We start from the raw sequence: 16,093 nt of genomic DNA on the forward strand, positions 1-16,093 counted from the left end.
TTTCCCAGTATTTTTTCTGAAATTCTTCCTTCAAAATTCCTAGCAATCAAGCCCAAAATTAAGAGAACTTACTACGGGGATATAAGAAAATTTTCTTAAATTAAAAAGGACAAGACCAGCTCAGTCTTGTCCCTATTCTAACTTTAGGTTATCCACTAGGATTGACCCAAATTTTATTCTTGATAACCATTTGGATTTTGGCTTTGCCATTTCCAGGAATCACGAACCATGTCATGGACGTTTTTGCCTGCTTGCCAACCTAGGATTTTCTTGGCCTTGCTTGGATCGGCATAGCAGGTAGCAATGTCGCCCGCCCGGCGTGGTTTAATCACATAAGGGATAGTCACACCATTTTCTGCTTCAAAGGCCTTGACCAAATCCAGAACACTGTAACCTGTTCCCGTTCCCAGATTATAGACCTTGGCACCCTTGGTTTCTAGGTTATCCTTGACTGCCAAGACATGGCCCTTGGCCAAGTCCACCACGTGGATGTAGTCCCGAACTCCAGTCCCGTCTGCTGTATCGTAGTCGTCACCAAAGACACTGAGTTCTTTGAGCTTGCCGACAGCAACCTGGGTGATGTAGGGCATGAGATTGTTGGGAATGCCGTTTGGCGCTTCCCCAATCAGGCCACTTTCATGGGCCCCAATCGGATTGAAATAGCGCAGGTTGGTCACTGACCACTGGCTATCAGCAAAGGCAACATCGTTTAAGATTTGCTCCATCATAACCTTGGTGTAGCCGTAAGGGTTGGTGGCAGAGGTTGGTAGGTCCTCTGTCAGAGGTGAAATATTGTTCATTCCATAAACGGTTGCACTGGAGCTAAAGACGATGTTTTTAACTCCCGCTTCAGCCATAACCTCTAAGAGGGCAATGGTTCCTGTGATGTTATTGTGGTAGTACATCAAAGGTTTTTCAACGGATTCACCGACTGCCTTAAAGGCAGCAAAGTGGATGACACATTCGATTTGGTTTTCTTTAAAGACCTTGGTCATGAAGTCCTTGTCCAGGATAGAACCCTCATAGAAGGTTGGTTCTTGACCGGTAATGGTCTTGAGGCGTTTCAAAACTTCGGGTGAGCTGTTAGAAAAGTTATCGACAATTACGACTTCATAGCCAGCTGCTAACAATTCTACAACAGTATGGCTACCGATATAGCCAGCTCCACCAGTTACTAATATTGACATGTATTGTCCCCTTTACTTTATATGTTTTTTATTCAAATAAGACCAGTTGTTTGGCTTCCTCCTGCCCTTCTACGGCAAAATGGAGGGCATCTGTCTGGGTCATGGGATCGACCACCCCAACCGAGACTGAATATTGGTTTTTAATGGCATCAAAGACCCCCTTGGTGGTCAAGGTAACGGCCACTTCCTGACTCTGGTCTGGCTCTAGGTTGGCCAGTTTCAAGTCTAGGGGAACCTTCTCCACCACTTGCCCGGCCCAATTTTTGACATAGACATAGGCCTGCCAGTTACGATAGAGAGGGGCGACCCCAGAATTTTTCCAGACCATGCTTAGGCGGGTTTTTTCCTTGCCTTCAAAGCGTAGATTGGCATCGGAAATCCAGAGACGGTAGCCCATGTTTTTCAGGACGGTTTGATAGCCATTTTTATTATCATTGACATCTTGGGCAATCTTGGGTCCTAAAAAGCTGGTATGGGATTCCCGAATCAAGTCAACGGTCTGGTCCAAATCCCGTTCTAGAAGGGTCTGCATGCTGTTGGCACTGGTAAATTCTCCACCGATTGGGGATTTCTTCCAGGCATCAGGCATGGCGACAATGGCATCTGTCTCTCCGGTCTGATCGTAGACTCCACCTGACTGAATCCATTTGAGCCAGGTCTTGGTGCTAGGAGCATTCCCCGCCATATCATTGTAAATTCCTAGTTGATATTTCTTGGCTAGGGCAAAGGGCCGACGCATCAAGATGTCCTTGTCAGGAAAGGCCTCCACCCAAGGACTGACATACTGGTCCAAAACGTCCTGGGTCGGTAGCGAGCGAATCGTGCCCGCTTCCTGGTTAATATGCCATTCCCCCCAGTGACCGACAACTCCTAGCTGGATGTAGCTAATCAGCTCATCCTTGGCCCAGCGCTGGGCCATAGCCGCGACAGCCTTTTGATAGTAGCTAATCAAGGTTGGGTCCGAATAGTTGGGAGAAAAGCCCTTGCCATAAGAGGAATCATAGCGATCTCCAGGGTCTGCCATTTCTTGGGTCAGCCATTCTGGCAAGTCTTGATGGACTTCTTTGGAAGGGAGATCCAAGACAAAGCGAAAGACGACATGCTTGCCTTCCTTACGCCAACGGTCAAACTGATTTTCCTTTTCAATACTCTCCCAATCATAGACGCCTTTACTAGGCTCTAATTCTTTCCAAGTCACATCTACATAGACCAAACTGATATCATCTGAGACAGATTTTTCCAGAGCTGACGGGGCATAACCGACCAAAGGATTGGTCAGCACCTTGTCAGAATAGGCAAAGCTTTGATGATGAGATTCAGTTTTCATAAAAACGGATACTATGAAAAAGATAAGACTAAAAATAATCGATACAATTAACACAACAAACAGTACTCTCTTCTTCATTCTTCACCTGCCATTCTCTAGCTTTTAACCATGATATTCTCCATTGTACTGAATCAGAGTCACATCTTGAACACCGTCTAGATTGCGGATTCGCTCACTAAACATCAAATCATCCTTCTTGCAAAAGACCTCAACAGCCATCTCAACCTGAGCTCCCCGCATGGTTTTTGATTTGACAAAGTATTTCATCTTGCCAAAGGTTCGCAGAATTTGGTCGCCCGTCTCGTCACCAGTATAGTGAACAACTAGGATATAAACCTTGCCCTTGTGTTGCATGCGGCTAAAGATTAGAAGCATCAAGAAGAGAACGAGGGCGGTCAGTAAGGCCAAGGCATACATGCCTGCTCCGACGGTAATCCCGGTCGTAATCGACCAGAAGAGATAGAGCAGATCCATGGGATCCTTGACGGCCGTCCGGTAACGGACGATAGACAAGGCACCGACCATACCGAGCGAGATAACGATGTTGGAACTGATAGCCAGGGTAACCATGGCTGTCAGGATAGTCATCCCAATCAGGGTCATGGCAAAGCTACGCGAGTAAACGACACCGGTAAAAAACTTCTTGTAGATGAAGTAGATGAAGGCTCCCAGAATGATGGCTAGAATCAGCGAAAAAATGACCTTTCCGATGTCTTGGGAGGCAAAGTTTTCCGATCGTAAGACCGAATTTTTAATCATATCTTGAACACTCATTTATATACGTCTCCTCTTAATAGGGTTCTCTTTATTTCCACTTTCTATGTTTCATACCAATATTCAAAGCCGTTTAAGTAGCGGGTTTTCTCATAGCATAGGACATACTTGGAAACTGCTACAAATTCATCTGCTTGAGTGGGAATAATCTCCTTAATCACCTGGGGAAGAAATTCGGTATATTTGACTTCTAAGACCAATTTCCCAGGCTCTAAAACAGGGAGGCTGGGGAGATTGGGATCAAAGATGTCAAAGCTACCAACTGCTGCCCGAACATCTGCATCAAAGGTCAGACGGACCGTCCCCAAATCAAAAATCCAAGGCTCTCGCTCATAATCGACAATGACCCGGGGCCGCATGACATTGCTGACACATTCATAGTAAAATTCGCGGCAGAGACTATACTCACTCTTTAGGAGAAAGTCATAGTCTCCCGCGATAATCTTTTCGGTCTCCTCCCTAGTTAGGGGAGCAGCCTCCTTATAAATATGACTGCCAAACTTTTTCTTGCGTTCCAGCTTGATGCTACGGTCACTAAAGTTATAAATCCTGATGCGGTATTTCTTTCGCATCAAAATCCCTGCTTCCTTTTCCTCATAGGCCCGATTCCAGTGGTCATCGAAGTAGAGGCTCCGAATGGTATAGCCTCCTCCAGAGGCATGGCGATCTAGGGAAAGAAGTTCTTGGAAACGTTTGACCAGCAGCTCTTTTTCTGGATAGCTGATGAGATACTTCATCTCATGGCGATATTGTTCCTTCTTAGTCGACATAGTTATCTGCTCCAATTTTTCCATCTTCCAGAACATAGAAACTCTTAATTCCATAGAATTTGCTAGAATCTGCAAAGTAGGTATCAAAGGCTCGCTGACTAGCTCCATCTGAATTGGTGGCGGTGATTCGGATAAAGTACTGGCCCTTAGGCAGGGTATCCGTATCAAAGGTCAGACTGCGAAGATTGTCCTGATCTAAAACCTTGTCATTGAAATTGTAGTCCTTGGCCACTTCTAGATGATAGCTGACGTCCTTGTTAGAGAAATCATAGGCTGTCTCCCAGGCCAGGTGCATCTTGCCATTTTCGATAGTCGGGTCACTGATAAAGAAGGGTTGGGGCTTGTGCAGACTATCGACATAGGCCTGATAGTTGCGCTCCACTTCTTTGGGTAGGCGATTGAGCACCTCTTCATACTTAGGTGGGGTCAATCTAGCATGGGCTTCATCGGGCATCTTGGCCAGATAAGGTTGGACAACACTGGCATATTTACGACTCATCTCATTGATCCGATCTTCGGTCAAATACTGCTTGAGGTCATTAACCGCCTTGTTCAGACCCTCCCGGAACTTGTCCGACTTAAGGAGGCGCTGGAAGAGGATATTCCCCCAGTAGTTGCTGACTCCTACTTCCCAACTATTGCCACTGTCCTTATCATCTCCTAGGTACTCTCTTTCGGTCTTGAGAAAGACTGCGTCATTATCCCAAGGTAGGATGTACCACTTGCTAGAAAGTTGAGGACTGTAGAGATACATGTTCCGATTTTTGGTGTCGATATTTCCCATCAGAATCTGAAAGGCCATCCAGTATTGGATATTTTCGGCATCAAAATCCTTCTTTAAGAGATCATCAGCAGAAACCGACGGATCGTTGACCCGTTTGAGGGTATTGACTAATTTGGTATGGTCGTGATCACCCTTAATTTCGAGGAGCTCCTCAAATTTCTTCTTGTCAAATTTGGCATCGTCCTCTTTGACAATCTTATCTTCTTCCTGACGGAATTCAAAATTATTTACTTTATACAGATTGGCATTGCGGTCCAAACCATGCGCTTCCAGGGCTGTTTTATTGAGCTGCTCTACCTGGGTGTAGAGACCATAGTCTTGAAAGGTCGCCTGACCATCACCCGTTTCGTCCTTGACATAAAGGTGGACAAACTGGGTCCTAAGACTCATAATTTGGGGAATTCCTTCTAAGAGGTCATAGGCTAGCTTGTTACGAAAACGCAGGCCCTCATAGACATGCTTATTGAGATTGATGGTTCTTTGACCTTCCCACTTTCCCTTGGTCTTTTTGATTTTGATTTTATAGTTCTTCTGCTTTCCCTTACTGGAACTCTGTCCCCGAACCTGGACAGTCGCATTGGGAACAGCTTCATCAAAACCAAATTGGCCGGCCTGGGGGCCATTGTCGTCACCTACCTGCAAGAGACCGGCTACCTTGTAGCGGTCCACGCCCATCCTTTCATAATCATAGGCTGACAAGCCATTGATTTCTTGCCAGGAATGGTCGGTTCCTTCTGAGGAATTTCCTCGTCGAACGGTCAAATACATGGTCACAACACTGGTATCGTCGCGATTGGCGTAAAGACTATCATTATCACGCAACTGCATATCTTCAATCTTTTCTTCCTTGGCTTTATCAACCTTGGTCCCAGTCTGGCTTTGAGAACCCTTGCTGCTACAAGCAGCTAAAAGAGTTCCTACAGCAAGAGTGGTCAGAAGGAGAAACAGTTGCTGTTTTGTCTTATTTTTCATTGGGCCACCTCGTTTTTCTTATCTAGCTAGACGTTTAGCTAGTTTCGTAAATAGTCCCTCTTTACTTGTGGGAACCATTTTTTGTGATCCTAAAACATGATAAGGCAAATCTTCTATATATTCATTTAATCTTCCGGCAGTGCTCAAGTATAACAAGGCTCCAGCAACCAAGAAACCATAGCCATAGAAGGAGGAATCAAAGAACTGGGAAGCGATTGTTAAGATAATGGTTGCAAGGGCGAAGAGGCGAGCAGACTTTTTCGCACCTTGATAGTCTGAAAAGTAAAGTAGGATGAGGAGATTGGAGTTTCCAATAGCATAGAGCCCATAGGCCAGGCAGAGGGTTTGGAAATAACCGCTCATCTGACCATTAAAGCCTAGGGGCAAAAGGGTCAGGACAAACTCACCAGCAAACATAATCAAGATGGTTGCTAGGAGCTGTTTCCAGGCCAGATACTTAAGCTCATTGTGGAGGACCTCCAACATCTCAACCTCGGTTTCCTTAATCTCTAAGAGGCTGCCCTTCTCATTATAGAGGCGGTAGTATTCCTTAAACTTAGGATAGAAGAAAACCTCGACGGAGACAACAAAGTTAATGGTTGAAACCAGGGTGGTCAAGTAGGCCAACATGGCTGGTACATCATAGGTCGGTGCCGTACGGAAGAGACCGATGATATTGCTGCCCAAGGGGCTAAACCAGACGATGATGATGTGGGCAAAGAGACCGATAAAGAGGTAGAGCCCAATCTTAAAGAGGTCAGAGAAATGGTCAAACCACTTGAGAAACTCAAAGGAAACCTCTTGACGACCTGGGAAGTGCTTTTGTAGGAGACGGGTTGTCCATAAAAGCATAACCCCATAGGCTGCACAGATACTGAGCAAGAGGCCATGAGGTAGGCCAAAGTAAATGGCCACAAAGCCTAGAATCAGGGTCACCCCAATCGCTGAAATAAAAGCCAACATGATGCTCTTGTAGTCCTGGACGGCCGTCAGATAGTTCATGGCATTCCAGGATAGGGCCAACTCCCCAAATAAGATGAGGCATAAAAACATATCCAAGGAAGAAATCCCTGAAACCAGTAGAAAAATCCCGTAAACAACCGCTCCAATAGCCAAGATTAAAGCACTTGAGGCATAGTAGGAGGGGAGGATTTTTTCGTATTTCTTCTCATAGAGCATGTCCGATACATAGCGGGTCACGACTAGGGAGAAAAAATTATTGATTGTAATAGAAGCCAGCATGGTGTAGGAAATCATTCCTAACAGACTATCGCGGGCCTCATTTTCTAGATTACCTAGAACACTGAGAGCTACCACTCCAACAACCAAGAGAATCCCTAGAATCATGGGACCAGCATAGATGACACTGGCATAACCATAGGCTCTTTGCTTGGATAAGAGGCCGTCCTCATTATATATTTTTCTTAATTCAAAACCTATACCTGCCATTGAGGATCATACTCCTTATATAATTGTCTATATTGTTGGATCATTTGTGGGTATTGATAGTTCAATTTAACCCTTTCTTTAGCGACCACACCCATTTGCGTCCGAATTTGGTCCTGCTGGCACATGTCAATCATGGCCTCAGCCAGACCCTTCCGATAGGTAGGCGGTACGCAGTAGCCTGCCAAGCCCAGCTCGTCATCTGCCCGGCCTTCCAAGAGTTCCTTGCAACAGCCCACGTCTGTGGTCACACAGGGACGGCCAGCGGCCATAGATTCAAGGACCGATAGGGGCTGACCTTCGGAAATACTGGTCAGGATTGTAAAGTCCAACTTTTCCATATAAGCCTTGATATCCACCCGGCCGGTGAAAATCAAATTATCCAGTTGTAATTTCTTGGCTAGGCTGAAGCACTCATCTGCGTATTCTTGATCATCAATCCCACCCATGATGTGCAAGCGCACCTTGGGCAAGCGAGATGAAACTTCATAAAAGGCGTAGATAAGGGTTTTTACATCCTTGATCGGTGCCATCCGAATAATGGCCCCGATATCGACCCAGCCATCCGCCTTTTTAAGGGGGATTTTGGAGAAGCCATCAAAGTCAATCCCATTTGAGATAACCTGACATTTATAGGGTTCACAACCGATATCAATCTGGATTTCCCTAGCCTTGGTAAAGAGGCTGGTAATCCGGTCTGCCCGCGAGTAAATAGCGTCGGACAGGACATAGAAAAACTCAATCCACTGCTGTTTCATTGAGGGTAAAACCCAGTCTGAACGAATCAGCTCTTCTTCTCGCTCACGAGTGTAGATTCCATGCTCGGTCAAAAGCAGGGGCTTTTGATGAACATAGCTACCTAGAGTGGCTAAAACTCCACCGTAACCGGTCGAGATAGCGTGGTAAACATCCGCTTCTGGCGCTTGCTTACAAAGCAAGCAAAGGAGCGGAAAGAGCATGGAGCGCATGGTATGAAAGACATCCGCCAGGGGAGTCAGGGCATACCTTTCCGAGCACATCCGCTTGATAATTGCAAAGAATTCTTCGCTTTCCAGAAAACTATCTGGTGTTAGCTTCCCTGTTTGAAAGAGCTGGAAGATGATGGCCCATTCTGGACGACCACCAGATACTAGTTGGTAGAGAGCCTCGTATTCCACTTCCGTAATCGGCTTTTGGGCATTGGCTGTCTTTTCTGGTGCTGATAGGTCGTCTAGAAAGACTTCATGTACATCGATAACATTGCTCGGCAGGTCATAGACAAACTCTCCCTGCTTTTTCTTCTTGGCCCCAATGGCCCAGATGACAAATTCATGCTCCTTCATCTCGGTGATGTATTGGTGGGCCCAGGTGGACACCCCACCATGGACGTAAGGATAGGAGCCTTCTAAAACTAAACAAATTTTCATATGCTTCCCTCCTTACTTCAATTTAATGGTGATATTGGCTGACTTAGCCTCTAGGAGATAGAGGTTGCCAGTCAGATTTTCTAGCTTAGCACCAGTTACTTTTCCTGGTTGGCCCTTGTTAATCCTTAACATGAGGTAGGCCTTGTCGTGGAAGTTGTCTAGTTTAAGCTTGATTTCGTCATTACTATTGGTTTGGTTAACCTTGAGAATACCATAGCGTTGAACCGCCCCAGCCATTTCAGAACCGGTTAAGTTGCGAATATTTGGTGCAATGGTCTCAATCCAAGAGACAGAGCCTTCTAGGCTAGCAAACATCTTGGCCCAACCTTGGGCAGCTCCCCGCTCCTCATCCAGGGCATCGTCTGGGTGGAGGAAGTGGTTGTTGACATAGTGCATGTTTAGCTCAGAAAAGGCCGTCAGGGTTGAGTAGTCATCCCAAATAGCCCCCGCCACTGTCCGCGGTTGCTCAATCATGCCGTCCTCTGCCACCTCAAACTCTTGGGCATAGGCAAATTTACCAGAGAAATAGTTACTTGAAATACTCTTGATTTCTGGGAATTTCTTGACAATCATTTCCCGACCTTCTGGCGATAGGACGTTTGAAGGTGGAACGTAGACTGACTTTTCAACCTTAGGAAAGAGCGAATCTGTAAAGCGGACAAGCTCCCTCAAAGAAGCCTCCATAGCCTGCTTACTCTTCCAAGTCTTGTACTCTGGATAAACATCACCATAGTCCACATTGCTGAGACTCAATGGTTGGTGGTTATAACCATGATACCCGATTTCTCCGCCATTGGCCAGTAAAGAATTTCCAAAATATTTAAAACGTTCAATATCGGTCTGTTTGTTGGTTGAACCACTGGTATTGTCTTCATAGTTTTCGATAACCACCCCTGTATGGCGAATACCGTATTTTTTATGAAGTGTCAATAGGTCTGGCCACCAGACATTGGTATAGAAGTCTGATACAGACATATTGTAGTCCCGTCTGACAAAGGTCGCATCTCCAGCAGGAACTGGTGATGGAAAGTCGTCCAGGTAGTAGGTCGAACCATTGATAACTGGGTAGGCTGTCGCATCGGTCATCAAGCTATAAGAGGCTGCATAAATTCCCCGAATAGACTTGTCATAGATTCCGATATTGTCAACAACGAATTTACCCTGACCATGATTTCTTTCCCAAACCAGCGGAATTTTAGCTTCCTCATCGGTCCAGGCATGGATCTTGGCATCTTCTAGGAGACTCACCTTCCAAGCCGAGTTGAATGGCTCGTCAATCTTATAGCTGCGGCCTCCGCCAATCATAAAGTTCTTATCGATAAAGATATTAGATACAGCTGTATTGACATAGTCTAGATTTTCAATTCCTAGCTTTTGCTCGATAGAGGCTAGGTTTTCCTCCCGAAAGAGGGTGACCCCAAACATGGCACTGCCTCCGTTTGAGACCCACTCAACTAGGTCATTGTGCTTGTTTTGAAAATTCTCCAAGGTTGACAGTAGGACGACAACCTTTTTATAGTCTGAAAAGTTGGGAATCTTGGCCTTGGAAATATCGACCAAGTCATAGCCCATCCGCATATCCTTTAAGATTTGCTCAAACTGAATTTTCGCAACCATACTAGACTCATCCTGAGAGTCCACCAAGACCAAGGTGTCCTTAGAAAGAGATTCTAAGACCTTCTTGGTTGATGGAATCGGCCCCTGTAAATAAGTGGACTGGTCTGTATTGACTGCATAAGATTGGCCTCTCTTTTGTACCAAAAGAAAGCCCGCAAGTACTAGAAAAAGTAGTAAAACAAACAATGGCTCTTTATAGCGAAATAGTTTTTTTGTCCTTCTCAATGTTTATTCCTCATCTAAATCAAGACCAAAACTCGACTAAAGCGCGGTTTTCGGCCGAAATATAGATATTTTCTTCCTTAATGGATTTTACTAATTCTCCTATCTTTTCCCCTTTTTTCATCTGATAGTAGTAATCTAGTTGGAGCAGCCAGATTTTTTCATTTCTTGGCCACTGCTCCTTGGCTAAGGTCAAGTTTTTCTCAACTTCCTTATACCGTTTTAGCTCTAGGTCATTTTCGATAAGAGCGATATAGTTTTCAAGACTTGGCTCTTGCTCAACCATCTTGGCTAGGAGTCCAGCATATTCCTCCCTAGTCAGCTGGGCTACCTGCTCGGTTACTAGGTTTTTTCCTAAATAATCCTTCAATAGGTGGCAGTAATCACCCAGCAAGCGGGGATCTTCTGGATTTGCTAAGTAGTCTTTTTCCAAATCCATCATCTGCAGGTCATATTGACGGGATAACTCGGCAATGACTGTTGTAGCATAGTGGACCACTTCTGTGTCATCACTCAGTCTTGCCAAGTAAAGGAGGTCTAAAAATTCTTCTGGTCCTTGACCAATGATATCCAAAAGTAATTTTCGTGAGGTGGCCGCTTCCTTCAAAAGAAGGGCATCCTCCAAGGAAATCAAATCACTCAAGTCCTCCTGAGCATTGCTGCTATAATCATCTTCAAAAGCAACAGCTACTTGACCTTCCTCTTCTTCAGTCCCGACCAGACCCTTGGCATTCTTGGCCTGATCTCCAGTCGCCACCATCAGAAATAGAATACCTACAAAAGGTAGTGCAACTGCAAAGACCATGTAATAAAGAGGTAAATTAACTTTGTTAGTCTTAATAAGGAAGTAGCTAATCAAGGATAAAATGAGATGAAGAAGAAGCAAGCCTAAGGTAATCATCATTTCTATCGTCATTAGTCAATCCTTCTTGTCTCAAAATCAATAATCGTATTTTCCAGGTTTTGGCGTTGTTCTTCTTCCTGGTCAGTGTAGGCTTGGTAATAGTAGGCCTTAACCAAGGCTGACTCAGTTAACTCTCCTACCATCCTTAAGAGATTAGTATGGTAGAGATTCATGCGTGAGTAAGGAACATCTTCAACCCAAATCATATAGCTCAAACGATTTTCCATATAAATACCTAGGGCATAGGCTGGATAGGCTTCAGCCAGTTCTTTATTGGCCCAGATACCCTTCTCCTTAAGGGTCTTGGCTATCTTAGGGAAGTCCATCAAGTCCACTTGCTGACTTAGCTCACTTCCCTGAGCCAGGGCAGGAGCCAAATCGGCCAAGAGACGATGGCCCTCAAAGAAGTAAATCCCCACCTTGTCGGTTTCTAATTGGTCCTTCAAGGTTTTAACAGCAGAGACCAAGACCTCATCTGTTCCTAGCTTATCTAGATCCTTAAAAATGGCAAAGAGCTTGCTTGAGCCGTCCCGACTACCGATAATTTGCCGCTTCAATTGTTGCTTATCATGGATAATGTTGGTATAGGCCTGTTGGAGGAAGTTATTTTGTTCCTTAAGGACTCCATTTTCCTTTTCTAGGGCAGTGTTGTCATCCTTATTTTTGGTTTGGATGAAACCACAGACAGTCGCTACAAAGATGTAGGCAACAAAAGGAATCCAACGTTCCGTATTATAAAAGAGGAGCTGCCAGTCGGTTCCGCCAGTAATGTTGGCCAGGGCCAGAGCAGTGGCCGAAAGCACAGCCGCCAAAATCCCGTAAGAGGCTCCAAAGACCGTACTTACCAAAACAACGAAGAGGAGGCGGACGTCAATCAAGCGGAATTGCAACTGACCATTGGCAAAAGCGTGAATGGCTTCTGAAAAACCAAAGAGCAAAAGAACCTCGATAACCTTGCGTAAAGGTGAATGAGAACGGGCCTTGGCAATTCCTTCTTTTAATTGGGTCTTGTACTGACTACCCCGGCGGCGAATCAAATAAAGCCGGTAGAGTTCAGCCATCTAATCGACAATCGAATGACGGATGAGCCAGCCATAGCGGTGACGGATAACCCGGTCATAGCGGTTGACATAAACAATCTGCTCCTGGCTCATGTCCTTAAAGCCCAGGTGGTAACCTTCTGTGGTTGACAGGTCATTTAGCGACTGGACAAAGTTTTCATAGGTAATCTGGAAGGGATTCTCAATAGCCAAAAGCTCTGTTCCAGCCTCCCAGCTATCCAGAATCTTATAGAGAAGATCGGCAACATCATCTAGATTGATGAAGTTGGCAATCTGCTTTTTAGGCTCTGGAAATTCCAAGGCTTCTCCCTGCTCAATCGCTTGGAAAATCTGATAGAGATAGTCGTGCGGATTGGTTGCAGAATAGAAATAAGGACTCTGTAGGACCTTGACGCTAACTGATGAGTGGTTTTCCCAATTGAGACAGAGCCCCTGAGCCATCCGACTGATGACCTGCTCGTGGTTCTCCGTTTCAGGACCAGTCAGATAGATGAACTTCAAGTCCTTATGGTCATTGATGTAGGTTAAGACCGACTGCAAGTACTCCAGTTCACCGACATCCTTGTTTTTATAGGTCAGGGAGTTGGATAGATAAACTATCTGATCAAACTCATAAGACTCAAAAACTTCTTCAATCAGGTTTTCTCGAATATGGGTTGAGAAAACAGTAATGTTTGATTTCTTTGATGTTTTTAATTCTGTTGGACCGAAAATAAAAACGGAACTGCTTGGAAAAGCGGTGTTGATAAATTCTTTGGTAATATAGCTAGTATTACCAATCAGTAAGGTTTTCAATAGATTTCTCCTTCTTATGGCGCTCAAATAAGACAAGATATTTTCTTGCCTTATTTATGCTACTTTCAAGTTACTCTTATGAAGTATCCCCATGTATCTATCATACCTTTTTTTAGTAAAAGAAGCAACATAATTGCGAAGATTTCCCCGAACATAAGGCCTTAAATTGTCTTTTATTTTAAGTAGTTTGTGCTTATTTTTTAAGAAAAAGATAAGATTTGTGTGCTTTGGTGTTGTAATTTTCTGACAACTCCAATCTTTCTCTGGATTTTGACTAAGGAAAAGTCCCCTTCTTTATTTCTCTTCCATTTTATGTTATATTTATCAGTAGATGAAAAAGGAGATGACCATGTCTGTGATTGAAAAATTAACCAAACCAGCCCACCAAATTAAGATGGAAGACATTATCCGTGAAGGAAATCCTACCCTTAGAGCCTCCGCTCAGGAAGTAGACTTGCCCTTATCTGAGCAGGATATCATTCTGGGCGAGAAGATGCTGGAATTTCTCAAAAATTCCCAAGATCCCGTCCTAGGGCCAAAGATGGGACTAAGAGCCGGAGTCGGACTGGCTGCACCCCAGCTGGATGTTTCCCGCCGTATTATCGCCGTCCTCCTTCCCAATCCTGAAGATGCGGATGGCAATCCTCCCCAAGAAGCCTATGCCTTAAGGGAAGTCATGTATAATCCAAAGGTCGTCGCCCACTCTGTCCAAGAAGCCGCCCTAATGGATGGCGAAGGCTGCCTATCGGTTGACCGCGAAGTTCCAGGCTATGTCATCCGCCACGCCCGCGTTACTGTTGACTATTGGAATAAAGAAGGCCAGAAAAAAAGAATCAAACTAAAAGGCTATGAAGCTATTGTCGTCCAGCATGAAATCGACCACATCAATGGTATCATGTTCTACGACCGAATCAATGAAAAAGACCCCTTTGAACAAAAAGAAGGTCTCCTACTTTTGAAATAACTAAGACCCCCAAGCTCCAGTAATGTTCACTGGAACTTGGGGGTGTTTTTTGTCATTTTTATAATTTTTGATGAAGTCAAGCATTTTTAGCTAATACTTGCTTAATTTTTTGACAAATATGCTCTGGACTCAAACCGTAGTCTTTGAGTAAATAATCTAGATGGCCAACTTGTCCAAAACGCTCATCAATACCCATGCGGTAAACTGGCGTCTTGTCTACTTCCGCTAGTAACTCACAGATGCTGCTTCCAAGACCACCAATTCGATTATGGTTTTCGACAGTGATGACTGGCTTGCCCACAAGAAGTTGCAACAAGTCATGCGGGAGAGGCTTTATCTGAAACAAATCAAGAACTCCAACCGATATTCCCTCCTGCTCCAAACATTCCGCTGCTCTCAAGGCTTGCTCGACCATGATACCGCTCGCCAGCAAGTTTAAATCTTTTCCTTCTTTTAAAAGATAGTAACCTCTACTAAAGTCTTCCTGACCTTGATAGATAGCTTGGGGACTTTTACGTGTTGTCCGAATATATTTAAGCCCTTCTAACTCTAAGCTTCTTTCTAAGACCGCCTTAAACTGAATGTCATCACTAACCTCAAAAATTTTTGCTTCTGGTATCAAACGCATCAGCCCCAAGTCTTCAAAAGGCATGTGCGTTCCACCATTCATCTCAGCTGTAATTCCAACATCCGAACCCACCAAGGTAGCGTTTAACTGAGCATAACCAAGCGATAGAAATACTTGGTCAAAGACACGGCGACTAATAAAGGGGGCAAAAGTGTGGACATAGGGCTTGTAGCCTAACAGCGACAAACCTGCTGCAAGGCCTATCATCTCCTGCTCCATAATGCCCACATCTACATAGCGCTGGCCAAAATCGCTCTCTAACTGATTGGTCGCCATAGAGCTAGATAAATCTGCTTCAAGTACAGCTAACTTTTCTTCAGCTGCGCTATGTTCTATGAGAAAATCACGATAGACTAAACGCATTTCTTTTGTCTGTCTCATACCTTTTTCACCTCCCGCCGCAAACTTTCTGTCGCTTCCTCTAACTCCTTTTTCAAATCAAGATTTAAACGCAAGTGGTGGTTGTTTGCCATTTGCTCCAACAAAGGAAGCCCTTGCCCCTTGACCGTGTCTAAGACAAGGCACTTGGGTTTCGGAGAGCTACTTGCCTGTAAACCCTCTATCGCCATCACAATAGCCCTAACATCAGAACCATCAACTCGTAGAGCTTCCCAGCCAAAAGCTGCAAACTTTTCAACAAAATCAAAGGTTTGGCAAATCTGTTGAGTCGGACCGTCTAGTTGCTTCTTATTGTCATCGACAAAAACCAGAAGGTGGCTGAGTTCTTGATGAGCCGCAAACTGAATGGCTTCCCAGCACTGACCTTCATTTAACTCTCCGTCACCAACCAAGCAGTAGGTATAATAGGGCTGATTTTGAATTTTTTGACCGTAAGCTAGACCCGTTGCCACACTGATTCCTTGTCCCAGAGAACCCGTTGTCATATCAACTCCTGGCGTCAGGTTCCTGTCGGGGTGAGAGGGCAAGCAAGTTCTATCTTGGTTGATCGACCAAAGAAAATCATGATCGAAGAAACCTTTTAGATAAAGCGTGCTATATAGTGCTGGTCCTGCATGCCCTTTAGATAGGACAAAGTGGTCACGGTCTTGGCTAGAAAAATTGTCAACCTCAATCTTTGCCACCTGTCCATAGAGAACAGCCAAGGTCTCAACAATCGAAAGGCTACCGCCGTAATGGCCAAAGCCCAGATGATTTAAGGTAGCTAGAGTATGATAACGAATATCCTGAGCAAAGTCTTTGAGCTCCTTGATTTTTTCTGCTGTCACTGTCATGATT

The 16,093-nt window shown here is 44.7% G+C and carries 14 protein-coding genes; 1 reads left to right on the top strand and 13 read right to left on the bottom strand.

Features of this window, described 5'->3' with window-relative positions:
* Nucleotides 1-173: 173 nt before the first annotated feature.
* The 11 genes from galE to C4K46_RS06860 are packed head-to-tail and all read right to left on the bottom strand — an operon-like array spanning nt 174 to nt 13,265.
* Nucleotides 174-1,187, bottom strand: a complete 1,014-nt coding sequence (galE, locus tag C4K46_RS06810; RefSeq protein ID WP_209628151.1) for a UDP-glucose 4-epimerase GalE — start codon at nt 1,185-1,187, stop codon at nt 174-176.
* Nucleotides 1,188-1,215: 28 nt separating this feature from the next.
* Nucleotides 1,216-2,592 (bottom strand): DUF4832 domain-containing protein, encoded by a 1,377-nt coding sequence (locus C4K46_RS06815; protein ID WP_209628152.1) that lies wholly within the window; start codon nt 2,590-2,592, stop codon nt 1,216-1,218.
* Between the two features lie 24 nt (nt 2,593-2,616).
* Nucleotides 2,617-3,288: a DUF4956 domain-containing protein gene (locus tag C4K46_RS06820; RefSeq protein ID WP_209628153.1), complete on the bottom strand. Its 672-nt coding sequence runs from the start codon at nt 3,286-3,288 to the stop codon at nt 2,617-2,619.
* Between the two features lie 44 nt (nt 3,289-3,332).
* Entirely contained in the window at nt 3,333-4,058 is a 726-nt protein-coding gene (locus C4K46_RS06825; RefSeq protein WP_209628154.1) for a polyphosphate polymerase domain-containing protein, read from the bottom strand.
* Nucleotides 4,048-5,814 carry a CotH kinase family protein gene (locus C4K46_RS06830; RefSeq protein ID WP_209628155.1) on the bottom strand — a complete coding sequence of 589 codons (1,767 nt, stop codon included), beginning with the start codon at nt 5,812-5,814 and terminating at the stop codon, nt 4,048-4,050. Before C4K46_RS06830 ends, C4K46_RS06825 begins: the two co-directional genes overlap by 11 nt.
* An 18-nt stretch (nt 5,815-5,832) precedes the next feature.
* Nucleotides 5,833-7,263, bottom strand: coding sequence for an exopolysaccharide Pel transporter PelG (gene pelG, locus C4K46_RS06835; protein WP_209628156.1), 1,431 nt, complete (start codon nt 7,261-7,263; stop codon nt 5,833-5,835).
* Nucleotides 7,251-8,666 (bottom strand): GT4 family glycosyltransferase PelF, encoded by a 1,416-nt coding sequence (gene pelF, locus C4K46_RS06840; protein WP_209628157.1) that lies wholly within the window; start codon nt 8,664-8,666, stop codon nt 7,251-7,253. The genes pelG and pelF overlap by 13 nt, the downstream gene beginning before the upstream one ends.
* A 12-nt stretch (nt 8,667-8,678) precedes the next feature.
* The gene (locus C4K46_RS06845) at nt 8,679-10,508 is read right to left on the bottom strand and encodes a DUF2194 domain-containing protein (protein ID WP_209628158.1); all 1,830 of its coding nucleotides are present in this window, start codon (nt 10,506-10,508) and stop codon (nt 8,679-8,681) included.
* A 19-nt stretch (nt 10,509-10,527) separates the two neighbouring features.
* The gene (locus C4K46_RS06850) at nt 10,528-11,421 is read right to left on the bottom strand and encodes a hypothetical protein (RefSeq protein ID WP_209628159.1); all 894 of its coding nucleotides are present in this window, start codon (nt 11,419-11,421) and stop codon (nt 10,528-10,530) included.
* On the bottom strand, nt 11,421-12,470 hold the full coding sequence (locus C4K46_RS06855) for a DUF4118 domain-containing protein (protein WP_209628160.1): 1,050 nt from the start codon (nt 12,468-12,470) through the stop codon (nt 11,421-11,423). The genes C4K46_RS06850 and C4K46_RS06855 overlap by 1 nt, the downstream gene beginning before the upstream one ends.
* Nucleotides 12,471-13,265, bottom strand: coding sequence for a hypothetical protein (locus C4K46_RS06860; RefSeq protein WP_209628161.1), 795 nt, complete (start codon nt 13,263-13,265; stop codon nt 12,471-12,473).
* Nucleotides 13,266-13,614: 349 nt separating this feature from the next.
* Between C4K46_RS06860 and def the strand changes: the two genes are divergently transcribed.
* Nucleotides 13,615-14,229, top strand: a complete 615-nt coding sequence (gene def, locus C4K46_RS06865; protein WP_209628162.1) for a peptide deformylase — start codon at nt 13,615-13,617, stop codon at nt 14,227-14,229.
* A gap of 76 nt (nt 14,230-14,305) precedes the next feature.
* Here the strand turns inward: def and C4K46_RS06870 are convergent, their stop codons facing one another.
* Together C4K46_RS06870 and C4K46_RS06875 are read right to left on the bottom strand one after the other, a co-directional pair.
* Complete coding sequence (locus tag C4K46_RS06870; RefSeq protein WP_209628163.1) at nt 14,306-15,238, bottom strand: transketolase family protein; 933 nt, start codon at nt 15,236-15,238, stop codon at nt 14,306-14,308.
* Entirely contained in the window at nt 15,235-16,089 is an 855-nt protein-coding gene (locus C4K46_RS06875; protein ID WP_209628164.1) for a transketolase, read from the bottom strand. Before C4K46_RS06875 ends, C4K46_RS06870 begins: the two co-directional genes overlap by 4 nt.
* Between the last annotated feature and the right edge of the window lie 4 nt (nt 16,090-16,093).

Origin of the sequence: Streptococcus oricebi, assembly GCF_017883985.1 — a bacterium.
Classification (GTDB): Bacteria; Bacillota; Bacilli; order Lactobacillales; family Streptococcaceae; genus Streptococcus; species Streptococcus oricebi.

Excerpts from the sequence above, each read along its gene's own strand:
- galE (WP_209628151.1), bottom strand. The coding sequence starts at position 1,187 with ATGTCAATATTAGTAACTGGTGGAGCTGGCTATATCGGTAGCCATACT.
- C4K46_RS06815 (WP_209628152.1), bottom strand. The coding sequence starts at position 2,592 with ATGAAGAAGAGAGTACTGTTTGTTGTGTTAATTGTATCGATTATTTTT.
- C4K46_RS06820 (WP_209628153.1), bottom strand. The coding sequence starts at position 3,288 with ATGAGTGTTCAAGATATGATTAAAAATTCGGTCTTACGATCGGAAAAC.
- C4K46_RS06825 (WP_209628154.1), bottom strand. The coding sequence starts at position 4,058 with ATGTCGACTAAGAAGGAACAATATCGCCATGAGATGAAGTATCTCATC.
- C4K46_RS06830 (WP_209628155.1), bottom strand. The coding sequence starts at position 5,814 with ATGAAAAATAAGACAAAACAGCAACTGTTTCTCCTTCTGACCACTCTT.
- pelG (WP_209628156.1), bottom strand. The coding sequence starts at position 7,263 with ATGGCAGGTATAGGTTTTGAATTAAGAAAAATATATAATGAGGACGGC.
- pelF (WP_209628157.1), bottom strand. The coding sequence starts at position 8,666 with ATGAAAATTTGTTTAGTTTTAGAAGGCTCCTATCCTTACGTCCATGGT.
- C4K46_RS06850 (WP_209628159.1), bottom strand. The coding sequence starts at position 11,421 with ATGACGATAGAAATGATGATTACCTTAGGCTTGCTTCTTCTTCATCTC.
- C4K46_RS06855 (WP_209628160.1), bottom strand. The coding sequence starts at position 12,470 with ATGGCTGAACTCTACCGGCTTTATTTGATTCGCCGCCGGGGTAGTCAG.
- def (WP_209628162.1), top strand. The coding sequence starts at position 13,615 with ATGTCTGTGATTGAAAAATTAACCAAACCAGCCCACCAAATTAAGATG.
- C4K46_RS06870 (WP_209628163.1), bottom strand. The coding sequence starts at position 15,238 with ATGAGACAGACAAAAGAAATGCGTTTAGTCTATCGTGATTTTCTCATA.
- C4K46_RS06875 (WP_209628164.1), bottom strand. The coding sequence starts at position 16,089 with ATGACAGTGACAGCAGAAAAAATCAAGGAGCTCAAAGACTTTGCTCAG.